The 19,621-nt window shown below is 70.2% G+C and carries 17 protein-coding genes; 12 read left to right on the forward strand and 5 right to left on the reverse strand.

The annotated features are described in order from the left end of the window. Nucleotides 1-49: 49 nt before the first annotated feature. The 8 genes from rpsB (at nt 50) to ACPEH2_RS04210 (ending at nt 5,885) form a co-directional block, all read left to right on the forward strand. Nucleotides 50-928: a 30S ribosomal protein S2 gene (gene rpsB, locus ACPEH2_RS04175; protein ID WP_359917801.1), complete on the forward strand. Its 879-nt coding sequence runs from the start codon at nt 50-52 to the stop codon at nt 926-928. 78 nt (nt 929-1,006) lie between these two features. Continuing rightward, nucleotides 1,007-1,834, forward strand: coding sequence for a translation elongation factor Ts (gene tsf, locus ACPEH2_RS04180; protein ID WP_064001970.1), 828 nt, complete (start codon nt 1,007-1,009; stop codon nt 1,832-1,834). A gap of 87 nt (nt 1,835-1,921) precedes the next feature. Further along, nucleotides 1,922-2,641 carry a UMP kinase gene (gene pyrH, locus ACPEH2_RS04185; protein ID WP_064001971.1) on the forward strand — a complete coding sequence of 240 codons (720 nt, stop codon included), beginning with the start codon at nt 1,922-1,924 and terminating at the stop codon, nt 2,639-2,641. A gap of 55 nt (nt 2,642-2,696) precedes the next feature. After that, on the forward strand, nt 2,697-3,251 hold the full coding sequence (gene frr / locus ACPEH2_RS04190) for a ribosome recycling factor (protein WP_217532011.1): 555 nt from the start codon (nt 2,697-2,699) through the stop codon (nt 3,249-3,251). 7 nt (nt 3,252-3,258) lie between these two features. Next, nucleotides 3,259-4,290 carry a phosphatidate cytidylyltransferase gene (locus ACPEH2_RS04195; protein WP_359917802.1) on the forward strand — a complete coding sequence of 344 codons (1,032 nt, stop codon included), beginning with the start codon at nt 3,259-3,261 and terminating at the stop codon, nt 4,288-4,290. Beyond that, entirely contained in the window at nt 4,287-4,844 is a 558-nt protein-coding gene (locus tag ACPEH2_RS04200; RefSeq protein ID WP_217532007.1) for a DivIVA domain-containing protein, read from the forward strand. Before ACPEH2_RS04195 ends, ACPEH2_RS04200 begins: the two co-directional genes overlap by 4 nt. Nucleotides 4,845-4,886: 42 nt before the next feature. Next, nucleotides 4,887-5,600 carry a lytic transglycosylase domain-containing protein gene (locus ACPEH2_RS04205; RefSeq protein ID WP_217532005.1) on the forward strand — a complete coding sequence of 238 codons (714 nt, stop codon included), beginning with the start codon at nt 4,887-4,889 and terminating at the stop codon, nt 5,598-5,600. A 3-nt stretch (nt 5,601-5,603) separates the two neighbouring features. Continuing rightward, nucleotides 5,604-5,885, forward strand: coding sequence for a hypothetical protein (locus tag ACPEH2_RS04210; RefSeq protein ID WP_217532004.1), 282 nt, complete (start codon nt 5,604-5,606; stop codon nt 5,883-5,885). Here the strand turns inward: ACPEH2_RS04210 and ACPEH2_RS04215 are convergent, their stop codons facing one another. After that, nucleotides 5,886-6,959 (reverse strand): AI-2E family transporter, encoded by a 1,074-nt coding sequence (locus tag ACPEH2_RS04215; protein WP_359917803.1) that lies wholly within the window; start codon nt 6,957-6,959, stop codon nt 5,886-5,888. A gap of 157 nt (nt 6,960-7,116) precedes the next feature. Here ACPEH2_RS04215 and ACPEH2_RS04220 point away from each other — a divergent pair, with 157 nt between their 5' ends. Then, nucleotides 7,117-8,895, forward strand: a complete 1,779-nt coding sequence (locus tag ACPEH2_RS04220; protein ID WP_359917805.1) for a glycosyl transferase — start codon at nt 7,117-7,119, stop codon at nt 8,893-8,895. Continuing rightward, nucleotides 8,892-9,827, forward strand: coding sequence for a tetratricopeptide repeat protein (locus ACPEH2_RS04225; RefSeq protein WP_359917807.1), 936 nt, complete (start codon nt 8,892-8,894; stop codon nt 9,825-9,827). The genes ACPEH2_RS04220 and ACPEH2_RS04225 overlap by 4 nt, the downstream gene beginning before the upstream one ends. A gap of 43 nt (nt 9,828-9,870) precedes the next feature. On the opposite strand, the gene glgB is transcribed toward ACPEH2_RS04225, so the two are convergent. The 3 genes from glgB to glgX are packed head-to-tail and all read right to left on the reverse strand — an operon-like array spanning nt 9,871 to nt 16,222. Next, nucleotides 9,871-12,006 (reverse strand): 1,4-alpha-glucan branching protein GlgB, encoded by a 2,136-nt coding sequence (gene glgB, locus ACPEH2_RS04230; protein ID WP_359917809.1) that lies wholly within the window; start codon nt 12,004-12,006, stop codon nt 9,871-9,873. Next, nucleotides 12,003-14,078 carry an alpha-1,4-glucan--maltose-1-phosphate maltosyltransferase gene (locus ACPEH2_RS04235; protein ID WP_359917811.1) on the reverse strand — a complete coding sequence of 692 codons (2,076 nt, stop codon included), beginning with the start codon at nt 14,076-14,078 and terminating at the stop codon, nt 12,003-12,005. The genes glgB and ACPEH2_RS04235 overlap by 4 nt, the downstream gene beginning before the upstream one ends. Before the next feature lie 44 nt (nt 14,079-14,122). Next, nucleotides 14,123-16,222, reverse strand: coding sequence for a glycogen debranching protein GlgX (glgX, locus tag ACPEH2_RS04240; RefSeq protein ID WP_359917813.1), 2,100 nt, complete (start codon nt 16,220-16,222; stop codon nt 14,123-14,125). 51 nt (nt 16,223-16,273) lie between these two features. Between glgX and ACPEH2_RS04245 the strand changes: the two genes are divergently transcribed. Both ACPEH2_RS04245 and mnmA read left to right on the forward strand, forming a co-directional pair. Beyond that, on the forward strand, nt 16,274-17,458 hold the full coding sequence (locus ACPEH2_RS04245; protein WP_359917815.1) for a cysteine desulfurase family protein: 1,185 nt from the start codon (nt 16,274-16,276) through the stop codon (nt 17,456-17,458). Between the two features lie 9 nt (nt 17,459-17,467). Beyond that, entirely contained in the window at nt 17,468-18,565 is a 1,098-nt protein-coding gene (mnmA, locus tag ACPEH2_RS04250; RefSeq protein ID WP_359917817.1) for a tRNA 2-thiouridine(34) synthase MnmA, read from the forward strand. On the opposite strand, the gene ACPEH2_RS04255 is transcribed toward mnmA, so the two are convergent. Next, nucleotides 18,522-19,538 (reverse strand): epimerase, encoded by a 1,017-nt coding sequence (locus ACPEH2_RS04255; RefSeq protein WP_423718294.1) that lies wholly within the window; start codon nt 19,536-19,538, stop codon nt 18,522-18,524. The genes mnmA and ACPEH2_RS04255 overlap by 44 nt on opposite strands. Nucleotides 19,539-19,621: the final 83 nt, after the last annotated feature.

A 19,621-nucleotide genomic window follows, 5' to 3' on the forward strand; every position in this document is an offset into this window, starting at 1 on the left:
CCGCGACCATCGTCCGGCGCGATCAACCACAACGAACAGGAGAACGGCCATGGCCGTCGTCACCATCCGCCAGCTGCTCGACAGCGGCGTTCACTTCGGACACCAGACCCGTCGGTGGAACCCGAAGGTCAAGCGCTTCATCCTCACGGAGCGCAGCGGCATCCACATCATCGACCTGCAGCAGTCGCTCGGGTACATCGACAAGGCGTACGAGTACGTGCGCGAGACGGTCGCCCACGGCGGCACGATCCTCTTCGTCGGCACCAAGAAGCAGGCGCAGGAGATCATCGCCGAGCAGGCCACGCGTGTCGGCCAGCCCTTCGTCAACCAGCGGTGGCTCGGTGGCCTCCTCACCAACTTTTCGACGGTCTCCAAGCGCCTCGCGCGCATGAAGGAGCTCGAGGAGCTCGACTTCGAGAACCCGGCCGAGAGCGGCTTCACCAAGAAGGAGCTCCTCCTCAAGAAGCGCGAGCTCGACAAGCTCCACAAGTCGCTCGGTGGTATCCGCAACCTGCAGAAGACCCCGTCGGCGATCTGGGTCGTCGACGCCAAGCGCGAGCACCTCGCCATCGACGAGGCCAAGAAGCTCGGCATCCCCGTGATCGGCATCCTCGACACGAACGCCGACCCCGACGAGTTCCAGTTCCCGATCCCGGGCAACGACGACGCGATCCGCTCGGTCAGCCTGCTGACGCGCATCATCGCCGACGCCGCTGCCGAGGGTCTCATCCAGCGCCACAACCCGACCGACGAGTCGGCCGAGGCCGAGCCGCTGGCCGACTGGGAGCGCGAGCTGCTCGAGTCCGCTCCGACCGAGCAGACCGAGGCCCCCGCCGCCGAGGCGCCCGCCGCCGAGGCCCCCGCCGCGGAGGAGGCCGCTGAGGCTCCCGCCGCCGACGAGACCGCCGAGGCGAAGTCCGCCGAGTGATCATCCCGCCTGTGCCCAGCCATCCGCGGGGCACAGGCGCCTGGAAACACCCACCCAACTACTGAGGAGCCGCCACCCATGGCAAACTTCACCATCGCCGACATCAAGGCGCTGCGCGAGCAGCTCGGCACGGGAATGGTCGACACGAAGAAGGCGCTCGAGGAGGCCGACGGCGACCTCGAGAAGGCTGTCGAGATCCTGCGTCTCAAGGGCGCGAAGGGCAACGCGAAGCGTGCCGACCGCTCCACGAGCGAGGGACTCGTCGCCGCGAAGGAGCAGGACGGCAAGGTCACGCTCATCGAGCTGAACACCGAGACCGACTTCGTCGCGAAGAACGAGCGCTTCATCGCGCTGTCGGAGAAGGTCCTCGACGCCGCTGCCGCGGCCGGTGCCGACTCCGCCGAGGAAGCCCTCGCGGCCGACGCCGGCGGCAAGACCGTCGCCGACCTCATCTCGGACGAGGCCGCCATCATCGGCGAGAAGGTCGAGCTGCGTCGCGTGCGCACGCTGTCCGGGGACGCCTTCCAGGTGTACCTGCACAAGACCAGCAAGGACCTGCCCCCGCAGGTCGGCGTCGTCGTCGCCTACTCGGGTGATGACGCCGAGACGGCTCGCTCGATCGCGCAGCACATCTCGTTCGCGAACCCGACGTACCTGTCGCGCGACGAGGTGCCCGAGGCGGATGTCGAGAAGGAGCGCGAGATCGTCACCGAGATCTCCCGCAACGAGGGCAAGCCCGAGGCTGCGCTCCCGAAGATCGTCGAGGGCCGCGTCAACGCGTTCTTCAAGCAGGTCGCCCTGCTCGACCAGGACTACGCCAAGGACAACAAGCTGTCCGTCGCGAAGGTCGCGGCCGACGCCGGGATCACGGTCACCGGCTTCGCCCGCTTCAAGGTCGGCGCGTAGGCACATGAGAAAGGGGTTCGCATCGGATGATGCGAACCCCTTTTCCATGCCGTTCGATAGTCTCCCCCTAGACGAGAGGATCCCCGCGTGATCGACGAGAACACCGGACGCCGTCGCGTCCTTCTGAAACTGTCCGGCGAAGCGTTCGGCGCAGGACAGCTGGGGGTCAACCCCGATGTCGTCAGCCAGATCGCACAGGAGATCGCCGCAGCGGTCGACCGGGTCGAGGTCGCCGTCGTCGTCGGCGGCGGCAACTTCTTCCGCGGCGCCGAACTCAGCCAGCGCGGGATGGACCGAGGGCGTGCCGACTATATGGGCATGCTCGGCACGGTCATGAACGCGCTCGCCCTTCAGGACTTCCTCGAACAGGCGGGTGCGGCGACCCGTGTCCAGTCCGCCATCTCGATGACCCAGGTCGCGGAGCCCTACATCCCGCGGCGGGCGGAGCGTCACCTCGAGAAGGGGCGCGTCGTCATCTTCGGCGCCGGTGCCGGCCTGCCGTACTTCTCCACCGACACCGTTGCGGCGCAGCGTGCGCTCGAGATCGGTGCCGTCGAGGTGCTCGTGGCGAAGAACGGCGTGGACGGCGTCTACACGGCTGACCCGAGAACGGATGCCTCGGCCGAGAAGCTCGACACGATCACCTACCGTGACGCACTGCAGCGCGGGCTGAAGGTCGTCGACTCGACCGCGTTCAGCCTTTGCATGGACAACGGCATGGACATGCGCGTGTTCGGCATGGAGCCCGGCGGCAACGTGACCCGCGCCCTCCTCGGCGAATCGATCGGCACCCTCGTCAGCGTCTGAGGCAGGGGACGCTGCCGACTAGACTTAACCGGACGTACCGACGAATGGAGAGACCGTGATCGCCGACATCCTGGCCGACACGAAGACCCGCATGGACCGCGCCGTGGAGGCCGCCAAGGAGGACTTCGCGACCGTCCGCACCGGACGGGCGAACCCCCAGCTCTTCCAGAAAGTCCAGGTCGAGTACTACGGCACGCCGACGCCGCTCGCGCAGCTCGCGTCGCTCAACGCCCCCGAGGCGCGCACCCTCGTGATCACGCCGTACGACAAGTCCGCGCTGAAGGCGATCGAGCAGGCGATCCGCGACATGCCGAACCTCGGGGCGAACCCGACGAACGACGGCAACATCGTCCGCGTGACGATGCCCGAGCTCACCGCGGACCGCCGCAAGGAGTACGTCAAGCTCGTCAAGAGCAAGGCGGAGGACGCGAAGGTCCACGTGCGCGGCATCCGCCGCAAGTCCAAGGACGAGCTCGACGCCCTGAAGGGCGAGGTGAGCGACGACGACCTCGCTCGGGCCGAGAAGGAGCTCGACGCGGTGACCAAGACGCACGTCGAGCTCATCGACGAGGCGTTGAAGCGCAAAGAGGCAGAACTCCTCGAGGTCTGAGAGCGCCATGTCCGAAGACGCACCGGGGAGCGCGGTCGGACCGGAGACGCCGCCGAGCAGATCCGAGCTGAAGCGGGCCGGTCAGGCGACGGGCGACCCGTCCTCGTTCCAGTCGCACGTCCGCGCGGCGCGCAGCGAGTTCGAGAGTCAGATCGAGCGCGCCCGGGTCGAGTTCGAAGAGGCCAACGAGCGCATCAACGCGCGATCGGGTCGCAACCTGATCATGGCGACCCTCATCGGCCTCGGCATCGGCGCGATCGTGCTGGGATCGCTCCTCTTCTGGAAGTGGGCGTTCATCGCGTTCGCGGTGCCGCTGTGCTTCCTCGGGGCGTTCGAGTTCTCGCGGGCCTTGCAGGCATCGGGCCGGCGGATCGACGTCCCCGCGCAGCTGACCGCCGGTGCGCTGGTGCTGGGGGCCGCCTTCGTCGGCTACCTCACGCAGTGGTTCGTCCTGTTCGCCGCCGTCGTCCTCGTGATCGTGTGGCGCCTCATCGCGCAGATGGCAGCCGGCGACGGTCGTCGCTACGGTGACGTCGTCACCGACGTCCTCGCGGGCGCCCTCGTCCAGCTGTACGTCGTCTTCCACGGGAGCCTGGCGCTCGTGATCCTGCGCCAGGAGCACGGTGAGCTGTGGTTACTGGCCGTCCTCGTCATCGCGGTCTCGGTCGACACGGGGGCCTATGCGAGCGGGGTCGCTTTCGGGCGGCATCCCATGGCCCCGCGGATCAGCCCCAACAAGACGTGGGAGGGCTTCGCGGGTGCCGTCGTCGCGAGTCTGGTCGCCGGCGGACTGCTCGCCGTGCTGATGCTGCAGCTGCCGCTGTGGGCGGGTGCGGTCCTCGGGGTCGCGATCCTCGTGTCGGCGACGGTCGGCGATCTCGGCGAATCGCTCATCAAGCGGGACCTCGGCATCAAGGACATGAGCTCCTTCCTGCCCGGTCACGGCGGAGTGCTCGATCGCCTCGACTCGATCCTGCCGTCGCTCGTCCCGGGTCTCGCCCTGTACATCCTCCTGAGCCCCCTGAGCGGACTGTCATGACCGAGCTCACCTCTCCCGCCGCCTTCCCGAAGACCTCGGGGCGTCGCAAGGGCTACTCCCCCCGCGCGGTCGACGAGTTCCTCGCCTCCGCGCGCGTCGCTTTCGAGGCCGACGACACCGACCTCACCTCCGCCGACGTCCGCGCCGCCGCGTTCCCGCTGGTGAGCGAGGGGTATGCGATCGACGCGGTCGACGCGGCCCTCGCCCGCATCGAGGATGCCTTCGCGCAGCGGGAGCGCGTGACGGCGATGAATCAGCGGGGCGCCCGCGCCTGGGTGGGGGCGTCCCGTGCGCTGGCGCAGGAGATCCTCGACCGCCTCTCTCGGAAGCCGCGACACCGCTTCCGTCGGGTTTCCCCGCTCCGTTTCGGGTACCGGGTCGACGAGGTGGATCTCGTCGCGGGTCGGATCGCGCGCTACCTCGAATCCGGGGAGGGGCTGACGATCGAACAGGTCCGTTCGGTCGCCTTCCGCATGCAGCTCCGCGGTTACGACGAGGCGCAGGTCGACGCCGTCCTCGACGCCGTCGTCGACGTCATGCAGTCCGTCGGTTGATGCGTGGCGGGTGCCGTGCGTCGCCGATATGATCGGGAGACTGTGACTTCCGGCAACGAGATCCTCCCATCGCGCGCCGGCGTCGCGACGCAGACCGTCCGGCGGTCCGGGCGTGCGGCTCCCCCGTCGCGCTGGTCACGTCGCCGGGGTGTGCTGGCTGTCTTCTCTGTGGTCGCCACCGCGGGATTCGTCGCCGCGACGCTCGTTCCGCTCGTCTCGTTCCCCGATCCGGCCGAAGCGACGCAACTCGACCCGCTCTCGCTCTACGCGTCGGCGGTCGAGGACGCGCAGCGCTACCAGGCCGGTGACGCTCCGACCGTCGAGCTCGAGCGGGCGAGTGAGTACACCGTCTACGTGAAGCCCACCCCGACGCCGCCTCCGCCGCCCCCGGCCGGGTCGTCCTCGTCGACGCGGTCGTCCTCCTCCTGGCAGCCGCCGTTCGTCTCGCCGAATCCCGGCAGTGCGCAGGCCATCGCGTACGACATGGTGACCGCGCGCGGCTGGGGGGACTCGGAGTTCGCCTGCCTCGTCGCGCTCTGGAAGAAGGAATCCGGCTGGCGGGTGAACGCCTACAACGCCTCGAGCGGTGCCTACGGCATCCCGCAGGCCCTGCCGGGCCGCAAGATGTCCTCGGTCGGATCCGACTGGGAGACGAACCCTGCGACCCAGATCACGTGGGGCTTGAAATACATCCAGGGTCGCTACGGCACCCCGTGCGGCGCCTGGGGGAAGTCGCAGCGCTCGGGCTGGTACTGAGCCGTGCCCCGGTCGAATCGGCGCAAGCCCAGCGGTCCGGACGCGTCGTTCGACCGTCTGCTTGCGGGCTGGAAGCGCACGGAGCAGCGCCGCGGTGTCGAGTGGACGGTGCAGCCGGTGTCCGCCGTCCAGGCGCAGAAGGACTACGTGTGCCCGGGATGCGGACGGACCGTGGCGGCCGGGACGGCGCACGTCGTCGTCTGGCGTGCCGACGGTGTGCTCGGGGATGCCGCGGACCTGGCCGCGAGGCGGCACTGGCACACGGCGTGCTGGCGGATCGCCTGATCAGAGTTCGTTCTGGCGGGGGATCAGCACCTGGCGGTAGATGATCAGAACGCTCGCCGCCACGGGGATGGCGATGAGCGCACCCAGCAGGCCGAGGAGCGATCCACCCGCGAGGGCGGCGATCACGACGACGGCACCGGGTACCGAGACGGCCCGACTCATGATCCTGGGGGAGAGGAAGTACGCCTCGACCTGCATGTAGACGAGATACCAGACGAGGGCGACCAGCGCGGTCAACGGCGACGCGAGCCCCAGGCAGGCGAGCACGATGATGGCGGATCCGGTCAGGGTCCCCACCAGCGGGATCAACGAGAAGAAGAAGGCGATCACGGCCAGGACTGCGGGGAACGGCGCATTGATGATGGTGAGGAAGATGGCGCTCAGGATGCCGTTGATCGCGCCGAGGACGACCTGCCCCATGACGTAGTAGCCGACGGATGCCGTGATCTGCTCGGAGAGGCCGACGAAGCGCTCGCGCTTCGACGCCGGTGCCAGTTGGTAGACGGAGCGCTTGAGGGAGCGCATCGAGGCGGTGAAGTAGATCGTCAGGATGAGGACGATGATGGTCCCCGTCGTCGTCGCGACGATCCCCGCACCGAAGGAGAGCAGGCCGGTGCCGAGGGCCGCTCCGATGTCGGCGAAGTCGAGCCCGTTCCACCAATCGTTGACGTAGCCCAACACCATGTCGACCTGCAGCAGGGGGAACGTGTGCGAGAGCCAGTCCCGCGCGACCGTGACCGGGTTCCACTCCTGATCGACCGCGCTCTCCACCAGTGTCTGGATCTGCTGGACGAGCTTGGCGATCTGGTCGACGAGGACCGGGACCACGATGAGCACGAGCGCCGTCGCGATGGCGAGGAGGCCCGCGAAGGTCGCCAGCAGCGCGCCCCAGCGGGGGAGTCCGCGGCGTTCGAAGAACGACACGACGGGGTCGAGTCCCAGGGCGAGGAAGAGGGCCGTCCCGATGTAGAGCAGGACGGTCGACAGGGTCTGCACCCCGGTGAGGATGAGGATGCCGACGCCCACGCCGAGGGTGGCGATCAGCGCGGTGCGGAACGGATGCTGGATCTTCACGGTGCCCTCTCCCAGGTCTTCCCTCACCCTAGTTCGCCGATGCGCCCGGACGCGGGAGCGACGCCCTCCCACGCGTTTGCCAGCACCGTTCGCTAGGCTGGAATGTCGAATGATCGGCCGTGCACCCCGGATGCCGGCTGGAGGAGGGCGGCAGTTCGTGAGATTCGTGTGGGCGATCATCGCCTTCGTCCTTGCCACGCTGATGATCGGCGCCGGAGTGGCCCAGCGCACGATCCTCGAGGCACCGGCGACCGAGACGGCGACCCTCACGACGGATGCCGACGCCCCCTACGTCCTCATCGACGGTGCGGTCCTCGCCAGCCACCCGGGCGCGCAGACCCTCCGCATCGCCGGCGACGGCCCGGTCTTCGCCGCCTACGGTCGGACGCAGGACATCGCGGCGTGGCTGGCTCCCACCGAGTACGTCCACGTGACCCTCGGCGCCGAGGACCTGCCCGTCTCCGAGACCGTCGCCGCGTCGGCCCCCGTCGAGGGCGATGCGCCGACCGCGGCGCCCGCCGGGTCCGACCTCTGGCTGGACGAGTTCGAGCAGGACGGATCTCTCGCCACCACCCTCCGCCTCCCCGCGGACATGAGCGTCCTGGTCGCCTCGGACGGCACCGCGGCGGCCCCCTCCGAGCTGAGCGTCACCTGGCCGACCGGCGCGACCACGCCGTGGGCGGGACCGCTGCTGGCCGGCGGCATCCTGATGGCCGTCGTGGGCCTCGTCCTGTACATCCTCGCTCTGCGTCACGTCCGGCGGTCCCGGGGCCCGCGTCGCAAGGGTCTGCCGACCACTGCGACGCAACCCATCGACCTCTCGGTCGAGCAGGCGGAGAAGGGCGTCATCACGGCGGCTCCCGCGCGGAAGCGACTCGGCCGCGGACGGCGCCCGTTCGTCGCGCTCTCCGCCCTCCTCGTCGGCGGGATCGCGCTCACCGGCTGCTCGCCCGACGCCTGGCCCGACCTGCAGCCCGAGGCGACGCCATCGCCCTCGGCATCCGTCATCGTGCCCGAGGGTCAGGGAGCGCCCGCCGTGACGAAGACGCAGGCCGAGCGCATCCTCGGCCGGATCTCCGAGCAGGTCACCGCAGCCGATGAGGCGAAGGACCCGAAGGCCGCGGCACTGCGGCTCACGGGGCCCGCCCTCACCGAGCGTGAGACGAACTACCGACTCCGCACCGAGCTCCCCGATGCCGACCCGCTGCCCGCCATCCCGGCCGGCACGATGACCGCCCTGCTGCCGCAGGCGAAGAACGACTGGCCGCGGATGTTCATGGCGGTGGTCGAGGACGCGGACGGCGTCGCCACCGTCATGACGGCGACGCAGAGCGACCCGTGGGCCGAGTACAAGGTCGCCTACATCTCGAGTCTCCGCGCCGATGCCACGATGAACCTCGCCGCGGAGTACGTCGGCGCGGTGGCCGTCGAGCCCAACTCACCGTTCCTCCTCATGCCGCCCGAGAACCTGGCCGCCGCGTACGCGGACGTCCTCGACAAGGGCGACAAGAGCGAGTTCGCCGCCCTGTTCGACGAGAAGACCGACACGTTCCGCTCACTCGTCGCCGAGAACCGCGCTGCCGTCCTCAAGAAGTTCAACGAGACCGGTGAGGAGACCGGCCGGGTCTCGTTCCTGGCCGAGCCCGGCGATTCCGAGCCGCTCTCCCTCGTCACACTCGACAGCGGTGCGATCGTGGCCGTGACCGTCACGGAGAACGAGACCGCCGTCCCGACCGATGACGACGCCGTGATCAAACTCGGCGAGAACGTCGTGGTGAAGGCGCTCTCGGGCGTCTCGCAGTCGAGCACCGGCTTCCAGACCCGTTACACCGATCAGCTGTACTTCTTCGTGCCCGCGCAGGGTTCGAACGACAAGATCCAGCTGCTGGCCTCCCGTTCCAACGTCCTCGACGCCAAGGTGGTTGAAAAAGAGTGAGCACCCCCGCACCCGGCGCCGTCCTCCGCGGCGCCGTCGATCTCTCGTCCCTTCGCAACCGGCCCGCGGGACAGCCCGAGGCCGCCGCGCCCTCCGGCGGCGGAGCCCCGGCATCCCGCCTCGTCTTCGACGTGACGGATGCCGACTTCGGTCAGGTCCTCGAGCTGTCGCGGACCGTCCCCGTCGTCGTCGACCTCTGGGCCGACTGGTGCGGCCCCTGCAAGCAGCTGAGCCCCGTGCTCGAGAAGCTTGTGACCGAGCTCGGCGGCAGGCTCGTGCTCGCGAAGGTGGACGTCGACGCGAACCCGCAGCTCGCGCAGAGCTTCCGTGCGCAGTCGATCCCGCTCGTGGTCGCCCTCGTCGCCGGTCAGCCCGTCCAGCTCTTCACGGGGGCCGTGCCCGAGGCGCAGGTGCGCGAGGTCTTCACGCAACTGCTGCAGCTCGCCGCGCAGCACGGGGTGACCGGGACGGTGCCCGTCGAAGGCGCTGAGACGGATGCCGAGGACCGCCCGGCCGCCTTGCCGCCGCTCCATCAGGAGGCGTTCGACGCCATCGAGTCCGGTGACTACCAGGCCGCCGCGGCAGCGTACGAGCAGGCTCTCGCCGAGAACCCCCGCGACGAGGACGCGAAAGCCGGCCTCGCGCAGGTGCATCTGCTCGGCCGTGTGCAGAACCTGGACCTCGCCGCCGCGCGCGCCGCGGCCGCTGCCGCTCCGCACGACGTCGAGGCGCAGTTCGCCGTCGCCGATCTCGATCTCGCCGGCGGGCACGTCGACGACGCGTTCGCGCGATTGCTGGATCTGTTCGCCGCTGTGCCGACGGACGAGCGCGCGCCCGTGCGGGCACGTCTGCTCGAACTCTTCGGCGTCGTGGGCGACGCAGACCCTCGGGTCATCCGAGCGCGGGGACGACTCGCGAGTCTGCTCTTCTGACAGAGGAAAGGGGGTCCGGGCATCAGCCCGGACCCCCTTTCTCTCACGCCTTGTGACGGAGCCAGAGGACGCCGAGCGGCGGCAGGACGACGGTCGCGGTGCCGTCGGCATCCGTCGTCACGCCGCCGAAGTTGCCGACCCCGGACCCGCCGAACTCCTGCGCGTCGCTGTTGAGGATCTCGGCCCACGCCCCGGCCTCGGGCAGGGTGATCCGCACGTCGTGGCGGGGGGAGCCGGCGAAATTGCACAGCACGACCACCGTGCCGCCGTCGTGGTCGCGGCGGGCGAACCCGAGGATGTTGCCGTCGGGGGTGTGCGGCCAGACGCGGGAGAAAGCGGACCCGTCGGTGTCGCGCGACCACAGCGGCGCTTCGTCCCGGTAGGTGCGGTTGAGGGCGCCGACGAAGTGCTGCAACTGCTGGTGCGCCGGCTGATCCAGCATCCACCAGTCCAGGCCGCGCCCCTCGGACCATTCGGACATCTGCCCGAACTCCTGCCCCATGAACAGGAGCTGCTTGCCCGGGTGCCCCCACATGTACGCCAGGAAGGCTCGCATGTTGGCGAGCTGCTGCCAGTGGTCGCCCGGCATCCGGGTGAACAGCGACCCCTTGCCGTGCACGACCTCGTCGTGGCTGATGGGGAGCACGAAGTTCTCGCTGAACGCGTAGACGAACGAGAACGAGAGCTCGCCCTCGTGGTGCGAGCGGTAGAGCGGATCGCGGCCGATGTACACGAGCGAGTCGTTCATCCAGCCCATGTTCCACTTGAAGCCGAAGCCGAGACCGCCCTGGCTGGTCGGAGCCGTCACACCGGGGAAGCTCGTCGACTCCTCCGCGATCATCGCGATGCCCGGGTAGCGCTTGTAGGCGGTGGCGTTGACCTCCTGCAGGAAGCGGATCGCCTCGAGGTTCTCGCGGCCGCCGTGGATGTTCGGCTCCCACTGCCCTTCCTCGCGGGAGTAGTCCAGGTAGAGCATCGAGGCGACGGCGTCGACACGCAGGCCGTCGACGTGGAACTCCTCGAACCAGTAAAGCGCGTTCGCGACGAGGAAGTTACGCACCTCGTTGCGCCCGTAGTCGAAGATGTACGTGCCCCAGTCGCGGTGCTCGCCGCGCCGGGGATCCGGGTGCTCGTAGAGCGGGGCTCCGTCGAAGCGCGCGAGCGCGAACTCGTCCTTCGGGAAGTGCCCGGGCACCCAGTCCATGATGACGCCGATGCCCGCCTGGTGCAGCCGGTCGATGAGATAGCGGAGGTTGTCGGGGCTGCCGAAGCGGCTCGTCGGGGCGTAGTAGCCCGTCACCTGATAGCCCCAGGAGCCCCCGAAGGGGTGCTCGGCGAGCGGGAGGAACTCGACGTGGGTGAAGCCCTGCGCCCCCACGTAGTCCACGAGCTCGTCGGCGGCGTCGCGGTAGCTGAGACCGGGCCGCCACGAGCCGAGATGGAGTTCGTAGGTGGACATCGGCTTGTCGTGCACGGAGCCGGACGACCGTGCGGCGATCCACTCGTCGTCCGACCAGGTGTGCTCGCTCTCCGTGACGACGGATGCCGTCGCGGGCGGGACCTCGGCGGCCCGGGCCATCGGGTCGGCCTTCATCACCCAGTGGCCCGCGGCGGTGAGGATCTCGAACTTGTAGGCCGAGCCCGCGCCGATACCCGGGACGAACAGTTCCCAGACGCCACTCGATCCGAGCGAGCGCATGGCATGCTGGGTGCCGTCCCACCCGTTCAGATCGCCGACGACGCGGACGGCCCGGGCGTTGGGCGCCCACACCGCGAAGGAGACGCCGCTGACGGGGCCGTAGTGGCGGACGTGGGCCCCGAGGACGGTCCACAGCTGCTCGTGGCGCCCCTCGCGGATGAGGTGCAGGTCCATCTCGCCGAGCGACGGCAGATGCCGGTACGGGTCGTCCACGCGGTAGTCGGGAGCGCCCTCGTACGTCGCGACGAGATCGTAGGCGGTCGGCTGCGTCTCCGCGACGCCCTCCCAGACCCCTTGACGGATGTGCTCGAGTTCGACGCGGGAGCCGTCGGCCAACACGGCGGTCACGGTCTGCGCGAAGGGGCGCCGCGCCCGGATCACCCATTCGTCGCCCTCGGGGTGCGGGCCCAGCACGTCGTGGGGGGCGTGGTAGGCGCCGGCACCGACGGCATCCAGGATCGAATCATCGGGACGGGTCATGAGTGTGCCTTCACGTGGAGGATGTGGACGGGTTCGGCGAAAGCGTCGAGTCGGACGTAGTTGTGCTCGTTCCACGTCCAGCGCGCGCCAGTGAGGAGGTCCTCGACCTCGTAGTCGTGGCCGCGGGGGAGTCCCCAGATCTGCGAATCGACGTGCACCGTCGTCTCGCGCGCCGAGTGCGGGTCGACGTTCACGACGACGATGATCGTGTCGGATTCGCCGCGCTCGGCCACCGCCGCGGGCAGGTGCTTCACGTAGGCGAGGATCGCGTCGTCGTCCGTCCCCTGCAGGTGCAGACCGCGCAGCTGCCGGAGCGCGGGATGCGCCCGGCGGATCTCGTTCAGCCGCCGCAGGTACGGGGCGAGGGAGTCGCCCGCGGCCTCGGCGCCCGCCCAGTCGCGGAACTTGTACTCGTACTTCTCGTTGTCGATGTTCTCCTCGGACCCCGGGCGGGCGACGTTCTCGTAGAGCTCGTATCCCGCGTAGACGCCGTAGCTGGCCCCCGCGGTGGCCGCGAGAGCGGCGCGGATCCGATAGGCGGGGCGACCGCCGAACTGCAGGTACTCGGTGAGGATGTCGGGGGTGTTGACGAAGAGGTTCGGGCGCATGAAATCCGCCGTCTCGTCCGAGATCGAGGCGAAGAACTCCTCCAGCTCGGTCTTGGTGTTGCGCCACGTGAAGTACGAGTAGCTCTGCTGGAAACCGCTCTGTGCGAGCGCCCGCATCGGCATGGGACGGGTGAACGCCTCGGCCAGGAAGACGACGTCGGGGTGCTCGGCGTTGACGGTGCGGATCAGCCACTCCCAGAACTGCAGCGGCTTGGTGTGGGGGTTGTCGACGCGGAAGATCTTCACCCCCTGTCGGATCCAGTGCTGGACGATGCGCAGCACCTCGGCGCGGATGCCGACCGGGTCGTTGTCGAAGTTGACCGGGTAGATGTCCTGGTACTTCTTCGGCGGGTTCTCGGCGAACGCGATCGAACCGTCCGGCAGCGTCGTGAACCACTCCGGGTGCTCGGTCACCCAAGGGTGGTCGGGAGCGGCCTGGAGGGCGAGGTCGAGGGCGATCTCCAGGCCGTGGGCGTTCGCGGTGTCCACGAACGCGCGGAAGTCCTCGAGCGTCCCGAGGTCGGGGTGGACCGCATCGTGTCCGCCGTCCGCCGAGCCGATGGCCCACGGCGATCCCGGGTCCCCGGGACCGGCGTCCAGGGTGTTGTTGGGGCCCTTGCGGTTCACCGCGCCGATCGGGTGGATGGGCGGGAGGTAGACCACGTCGAAGCCCATCGCGGCGACGGCGGGGAGGCGTTCGGCCGCCGTCCGGAAGGTGCCGCTGCGGACGGTGCCGTCGGGCAGGCGGACCGCCCCCTCGGAGCGCGGGAAGAACTCGTACCAGGCGCCCACGCCGGCTCGCTCGCGCTCGACGTGGAGCGTGTTCTCCTCGTGGAGGGTGTGGAGCGAGAGGGCGGGGCGGTCGGCGAACGCCCGGGCGAGCCCCGGGTCGCGCACCACGATGAGGGCCGCCTCGTCGTCCACGGCGTCATCGCGGAGGGCGCGCGCCGCGGAGGTGAGGGCGGTGCGCTCCTCGACGGGACGGGTCTTCTCCGCGGCGGCGCGCTCGAACAGCCGCGCGCCCATCTCCCGCATGAGGATCGGGTCGACACCCGCGGCGATCTTCAGCTCGGCTGCATGACGCCAGGTCGCGTAGTCGTCGGCGAACGTCTCGAAACGGAACTTCCAGGTGCCCTGCTCGAGCGGTGCCACGACGACGCGCCAATTGTCGAAGCCGTCGTCGAGGGGCCGGAGCCGGTGGAGCGTGACCGCGCCCGAGGGCGCCGTCAGCCGCAGGTGCACGCCGATGCGGTCGTGTCCCTCGCGGAAGGCGGCGACCGTGAACGGCACCGCCTCGCCGACGAACGCGGTCGGCGCGAACCGGCCGCCCGGGACGCTGGGACGATGGGAGGCGATCGGGATGCGGCCGTTGCGGATGCCGGCATCCTTTCTGGTCGCCTTCACCGGCCGGACCGGGATCTCAGCGGAGCTGCGGACGGAAACGGGGGAGATCTGTGTGGCCACGTTCCGAACCTACCGGTGCCGAGGAAGGCTCGAAACGGCCTGGATCACTCGGCCCGGAACAGGTACATTGACGGACCGGTCGCGGTGAACGCATCGCCGGGGGAGAGCGGGGCGGCATCCGATCGCGGACGCTCGTCGACGCTCGACCACAGGGGGGCGAAGCGCGTCACACCCTCCAGCGCCGGAAGGGTGATCTCGACGTCGCTCTCGCGGCCGTGGACCACCAGGAGCGTGCGGTTGGGCGCTTCGCTCTCGGGTGTGGAGCAGGCGTCGTACTGCAGCGTGCGGTGCGAGGGATCCGTCCACTGCTCGACCGACATCGTGTTCCCCTGCTCGTCGTACCAGTCGATGACGGACGCGCCCGGAACGGCCTTGTCGGCATGGGCGAACCGGATGGGTCGCAGGGCCGGGTTCTCCCGGCGGATGCGGGTGAGCAGCTCGACGTGGGCGCGCAGGTCGTCCTGCCAGGGTTCGCGGCCCCAGTCGTACCAGGTCAGCGCGGAGTCGTGGCAGTACGCGTTGTTGTTGCCGTGCTGCGTGCGCCCGATCTCGTCGCCCGCGGTGATCATCGGAACGCCCGCCGAGAGCAGGAGCGTGCCCAGCAGGTTGCGCATCGCGCGCCGGCGGGCGGCGAGAACGGCCGGATCGTCGGTCGGCCCCTCGAATCCGTGGTTGAAGGAGCGGTTCGTGTCCGCCCCGTCCCGCCCGTGCTCGCCGTTGGCCTCGTTGCGCTTGGAGTCGTAGGAGACGAGGTCGTGGAGGGTGAACCCGTCGTGCGCGGTGACGAAGTTGACGCTCGCGAGCGGTCCGCGCTCGGCGCTGAAGGTGTTGGCCGATCCGGCGAGCCGGGTCGCGAATCCGCCGATCCCCACCGGCGTGACATCGGCGCGGCGGGAGTAGTCGATGTCGCTCAGCCAGAAGTTGCGGACCCGATCGCGGTAGCGGTCGTTCCATTCGCTCCAGCCGGCGCCGAACGCCCCCGTCTGCCAGCCGCCGATGCCGACGTCCCAGGGTTCGGCGATCATCTTGACGCCCGCCAGCGCGGGGTCCTCGACGATCGCCTGCAGGAGCGGGTGCTCCGGGGTGAAGGCGTGGGAGGCATCGCGTCCCAGGACGGGGGCGAGGTCGAAGCGGAACCCGTCGATCTGCACCTCGTTCGCCCAGTAGCGCAGCGAATCGAGGACGAGGCGGGACGCGGCATCCGTCGACGTGTTCAGGGAGTTCCCGCATCCCGTCACGTCGATGTAGGTGCCGTCGTCGGCCTGCCGGTAGTACGACCGGTTGTCGATCCCGCGGAAGCTCGACCGGGGCTCGCCGAGTCCCTGCTCGGAGGTGTGGTTGAAGACGACGTCGAGGATCACCTCGATGCCGGCCGCGTGCAGCAGCTTCACCATCCCCTTCACCTCGCGGAGCACCGCGGTGGCGCCTTCGGCCTGGGCGGCGGCGGTCGCATACGGGGCGTGCGGCGCGAAGAAGCCGACGGAGTTGTAGCCCCAGTAGTTGGTCAACCCCAGCTGCAGGAGACGGGGCTCACTCGCGAAGGCGTGGACCGGGAGCAGCTCGATCGCGGTCACCCCGAGGCTCCGGTAGTGCTCGATCATGGCCGGATGCGCCATCCCGGCGTAGGTGCCGTGCAACGCCGCCGGCACACCGGGATGCCGCTTGGTGAGGCCTTTGACGTGCGCTTCGTAGACGACGGTGCGGTCGAGCGGCGTCGCCGGCCTCGCGATGCCGCCCCAGTCGAAGCAGTCGTCGACGACGACGGAGCGCCAGGAGTGGATGCCGGGGGCCGACAACCCCCGCGCGTAGGGATCGATCAGCAGCGTCGCCGGGTTGAAGGTCATCCCGGGGCCGTGCGGTCCGTCGACCCGCACGCTGTAGGTGACGCCGACCCGCAGCGCGGGCGTCGTCGCCTCCCACACGCCGCCGCCCACGGGGGCCAGCGGGACGGTGTCGACGATCCAGTCCGGGTCGTCGTCGTCGAAGACCACGAGCTCGACGTCGGTGGCGTGCTCCGACCACACCCGCAGCGTCCCGCCCCCGTCGTGCAGGCGTACCCCGAGCCGGTCGTAGACGTCCGACAGCATCCCCGGGACGGGGGTGTCGGGCGCCGCGGTCGTCGGGCCGGCCGGAGCGAAGGTCATGCGTCCTACAGTAGTGAGCAGGCGATGAAGGTCAGCGGCGGGCGGAGGGTCATGGCGGTCTATCTCGACCACGCGGCATCCACTCCGCTGCGGCCGGAGGCGCGTGATGCGTGGCTCGCCGCGTCGGAGGTCACCGGGAACGCGTCGTCCGTGCACGGCGCCGGCCAGGCGGCGCGGAGGCTGCTCGAGGACGCCCGTGAGCGGATCGCAGCGGTGCTGGGGTGCGACCCCATCGAAGTGGTGCTGACCTCTGGGGGCACGGAGTCGGTGAACCTCGCCCTCCAGGGGACGTGGTGGGCGCGCGACCCGGACCGGTCGGCGGTCGTCCTGCCCGACGGCGAGCACCACGCGACCCTCGACACGGTGTCGTGGCTCGCTTCCGCCCAGGGGGCGGAGGTACGACCCGTGCCGCTCGACGAGAGCGCGGCGATCGATGTCGCGGCCTTCGATGCGGCACTCCCGGGCGCCGCCCTGGCGACGGCGCTCGTGGCCAACAACGAGGTCGGGAGCATGTCGGATGTCGCCGCCCTGGCCGCATCGGCGGCGGCGGCAGACGTGCCCCTCCACCTCGACGCCGTCGGGGCCATCGCCCATCTGTCGCTCGACTTCGCCGCGCTGCGGGGACCGGGAGCCGGTCGCGGCGGACTCGTCGCGCTGAGCGTCGCAGGCCACAAGGTGGGGGCGCCGGTCGGGACGGGGGCGCTCGTCGTGTCGCGTCACGCCCGCATGGGCGCGGTCCTTCACGGCGGCGGGCAGCAGCGTGGCCTCCGCTCGGGCACACCGGATGTCGCCGGTGCCGCCGCCCTGGCCGTGGCCCTCGAGCTGACGGCGGCGGAGCGCGCCGCCGAGGCGGAACGCCTGCGCGCGCTGTCCGACCGGCTCCTGATCGGTGTGCACGACATCGCCCCGGAGGTCGTACTGCTCGGCGCACCGGATCGGCGACTGCCCGGTCACCTGCACCTCCTCTTCCCCGACGCACTGGGGGAGACCCTCCTCTTCCTCCTCGACTCCGCGGGCGTGCGCGTGTCGACCGGATCGGCATGCCAAGCGGGTGTCGCCGAGCCGAGCCACGTCGTCCTCGCCCTCGGTCGCAACGATCGCGAGGCCCGTTCGGTCCTTCGGGTCACGCTCGGGCGCACGACCACGGCGGCCGACGTCGACGCGTTCCTCGCCGCCCTCCCCGAGGCGCACCGCCGCGCGGCGGCGTCCAGCGCCCGTGCGGGGTCGCGCTCGTAGACTGGGACGATGCGCGTGCTGGCAGCCATGAGCGGTGGGGTCGATTCGGCCGTCGCCGCGGCGCGCGCGGTGGACGCGGGTCACGACGTCGTCGGCGTCCACCTCGCGCTCTCGCGCGCCGGAGGCACCCTCCGCACCGGCAGCCGGGGCTGCTGCACGATCGAGGATGCACTCGACGCCCGGCGCGCGGCCGACCTGCTCGGCATCCCGTTCTACGTGTGGGACTTCTCCGAGCGCTTCCGCGACGACGTCATCGACGACTTCATCAGCGAGTACCGGGCGGGGCGCACACCGAACCCGTGCATGCGGTGCAACGAGAAGATCAAGTTCGCGGCCCTGCTCGAACGGGCCCTCGAACTCGGTTTCGACGCCGTCTGCACCGGCCACTACGCGACCCTCGTCGACGGTCCGGAGGGGCGCGAGCTGCATCGCGCGTCGGATGAGGCGAAGGACCAGTCCTATGTCCTCGGGGTGCTCAGCGCGGACCAGCTCGCCCACACCTACTTCCCGCTCGGGACGACGCCGTCGAAGGCCGTCGTCCGCGCCGAGGCCGCCGAGCGCGGTCTGACGGTCGCGCAGAAGCCGGACAGCCACGACATCTGCTTCATCCCCGACGGCGACACCCGCGGGTGGCTCGCCGAGAAGGTGGGCGCCGAGCAGGGTGACGTCGTGGACCGCGAGGGATCGGTCGTCGGGCGGCACGAGGGAGCGCACGCGTTCACGGTCGGTCAGCGCCGGGGGCTGCAGCTCGGCGTCCCCGCCGCGGACGGCAAACCGCGGTTCGTCCTCGAAGTGCGTCCCGTCTCGAACACGGTCGTCGTCGGGCCGAAGGAGGCTCTCGCGACGGCGGAGATCTCCGGGGAGCGGCACAGCTGGGCCGGACGTGCTCCTGCCGACGGCGTGTTCGCCTGCGACGTGCAGATCCGCGCGCACGCCGATCCGGTCCCCGCTCGGGCGAGCGTGCGAGACGGGTCGATCACGGTCGTCCCCGAGACCCCTTTCGACGGCGTCGCGCCCGGTCAGACGGCGGTGCTGTACGACGGGACCCGGGTGATCGGGCAGTTCACGATTGCGCGGACCGTCTCCGCCGTTCCCCAGAACGCCTGACCCGGCGGCCCCGTTCGACCTCGGCGAACGCCGCGCGGAGGTCGGTGTGCGCGAACCGGAATCCGGCGTCGACGAGCCGCTCGGGGAAGACCCATCTGCTCTTGAGGATCAGCTCGGGCTCGGTCCGCAGCACCCACATGGCGATCTCGAGCATCCAGCGCCGCGACGGCAGGCCCACCGGCATCCCGACGACGCCGCGGAGGGTGCGCATGAGGGTGCGGTTGTCGGATGCCTCGGGCACCGCGATGTTGACGGGGCCGGAGATGTCGTCCTGCTCAATGAGGAAGCGGACGGCGCGGAGCGCGTCCTCGATGTGCACCCAGCTGAAGCGCTGGCGCCCCCGGGTGCGGTGCCAGGGCGGCCGGTCGCCCGTCGGCTCGTCGCCGATGCCCCGGTAGCGACGGTGCGGCGGGACCCGGCCGTCGTGCTGCGGCCCGCCGAGTCCGGTATGTGCGAGGGTGAGCAGCATCCGGGAGGCGGGACCGTCGCCGACGACGATCGCCAGACGCAGGGCGACGCGGCGCGTGCGCGGCAGTTCTCCCGCGAAGAACGCACGCTCCCACGACCGCGCGACGTCGACCGAGAAGCCCTGTCCGAGCTCGCCGCCCGGTTCGGTGTTCGGGCGGTCCATCGCGTGGCGGTAGATCGTCGCGGTGGACGCATTGAGCCAGAGCCGGGGCGGAGCGGATGCCGCGGCCACCGCAGCGTGCAGGGCGCGCGTCGTCTCCACCCGCGACCGCAGGATCTCGTCGCGGTTGCGATCGGTGTAGCGACAGTCGACGGACTTCCCGGCGAGGTTCACGAGGAGGTCGGAGCCGTCGATGGCGGCCGCGAGCGCGGCGGGGTCGTCCCAGCGGACGGCGGCGGTGCGTCCGACGGTGACGACGTCATATCCGTCGTCCGTGAGGGCTGCGACGAGAGCCTCGCCGATGAATCCGCCGGCACCGGCGACGACGGCACGAGGACGGGACATGCCTCGACGCTACCCGGTCACGTCGCCGGTAGATTCCGACCATGACCTCCGAGGGCCGGGAACACGCGGCATCCGTGTACGAA

It is taken from the genome of Microbacterium sp. NPDC064942 (genome assembly GCF_049545525.1).
GTDB lineage: Bacteria > Actinomycetota > Actinomycetes > Actinomycetales > Microbacteriaceae > Microbacterium > Microbacterium gawkjiense.

Coding starts and splice junctions, on each gene's coding strand:
- ACPEH2_RS04200 (WP_217532007.1), top strand. CDS start 4,287: ATGACCGAGCTCACCTCTCCCGCCGCCTTCCCGAAGACCTCGGGGCGT.
- glgB (WP_359917809.1), bottom strand. CDS start 12,006: ATGACCCGTCCCGATGATTCGATCCTGGATGCCGTCGGTGCCGGCGCC.
- ACPEH2_RS04245 (WP_359917815.1), top strand. CDS start 16,274: ATGGCGGTCTATCTCGACCACGCGGCATCCACTCCGCTGCGGCCGGAG.
- ACPEH2_RS04195 (WP_359917802.1), top strand. CDS start 3,259: ATGTCCGAAGACGCACCGGGGAGCGCGGTCGGACCGGAGACGCCGCCG.
- rpsB (WP_359917801.1), top strand. CDS start 50: ATGGCCGTCGTCACCATCCGCCAGCTGCTCGACAGCGGCGTTCACTTC.
- mnmA (WP_359917817.1), top strand. CDS start 17,468: ATGCGCGTGCTGGCAGCCATGAGCGGTGGGGTCGATTCGGCCGTCGCC.
- tsf (WP_064001970.1), top strand. CDS start 1,007: ATGGCAAACTTCACCATCGCCGACATCAAGGCGCTGCGCGAGCAGCTC.
- glgX (WP_359917813.1), bottom strand. CDS start 16,222: ATGACCTTCGCTCCGGCCGGCCCGACGACCGCGGCGCCCGACACCCCC.
- ACPEH2_RS04255 (WP_423718294.1), bottom strand. CDS start 19,538: ATGTCCCGTCCTCGTGCCGTCGTCGCCGGTGCCGGCGGATTCATCGGC.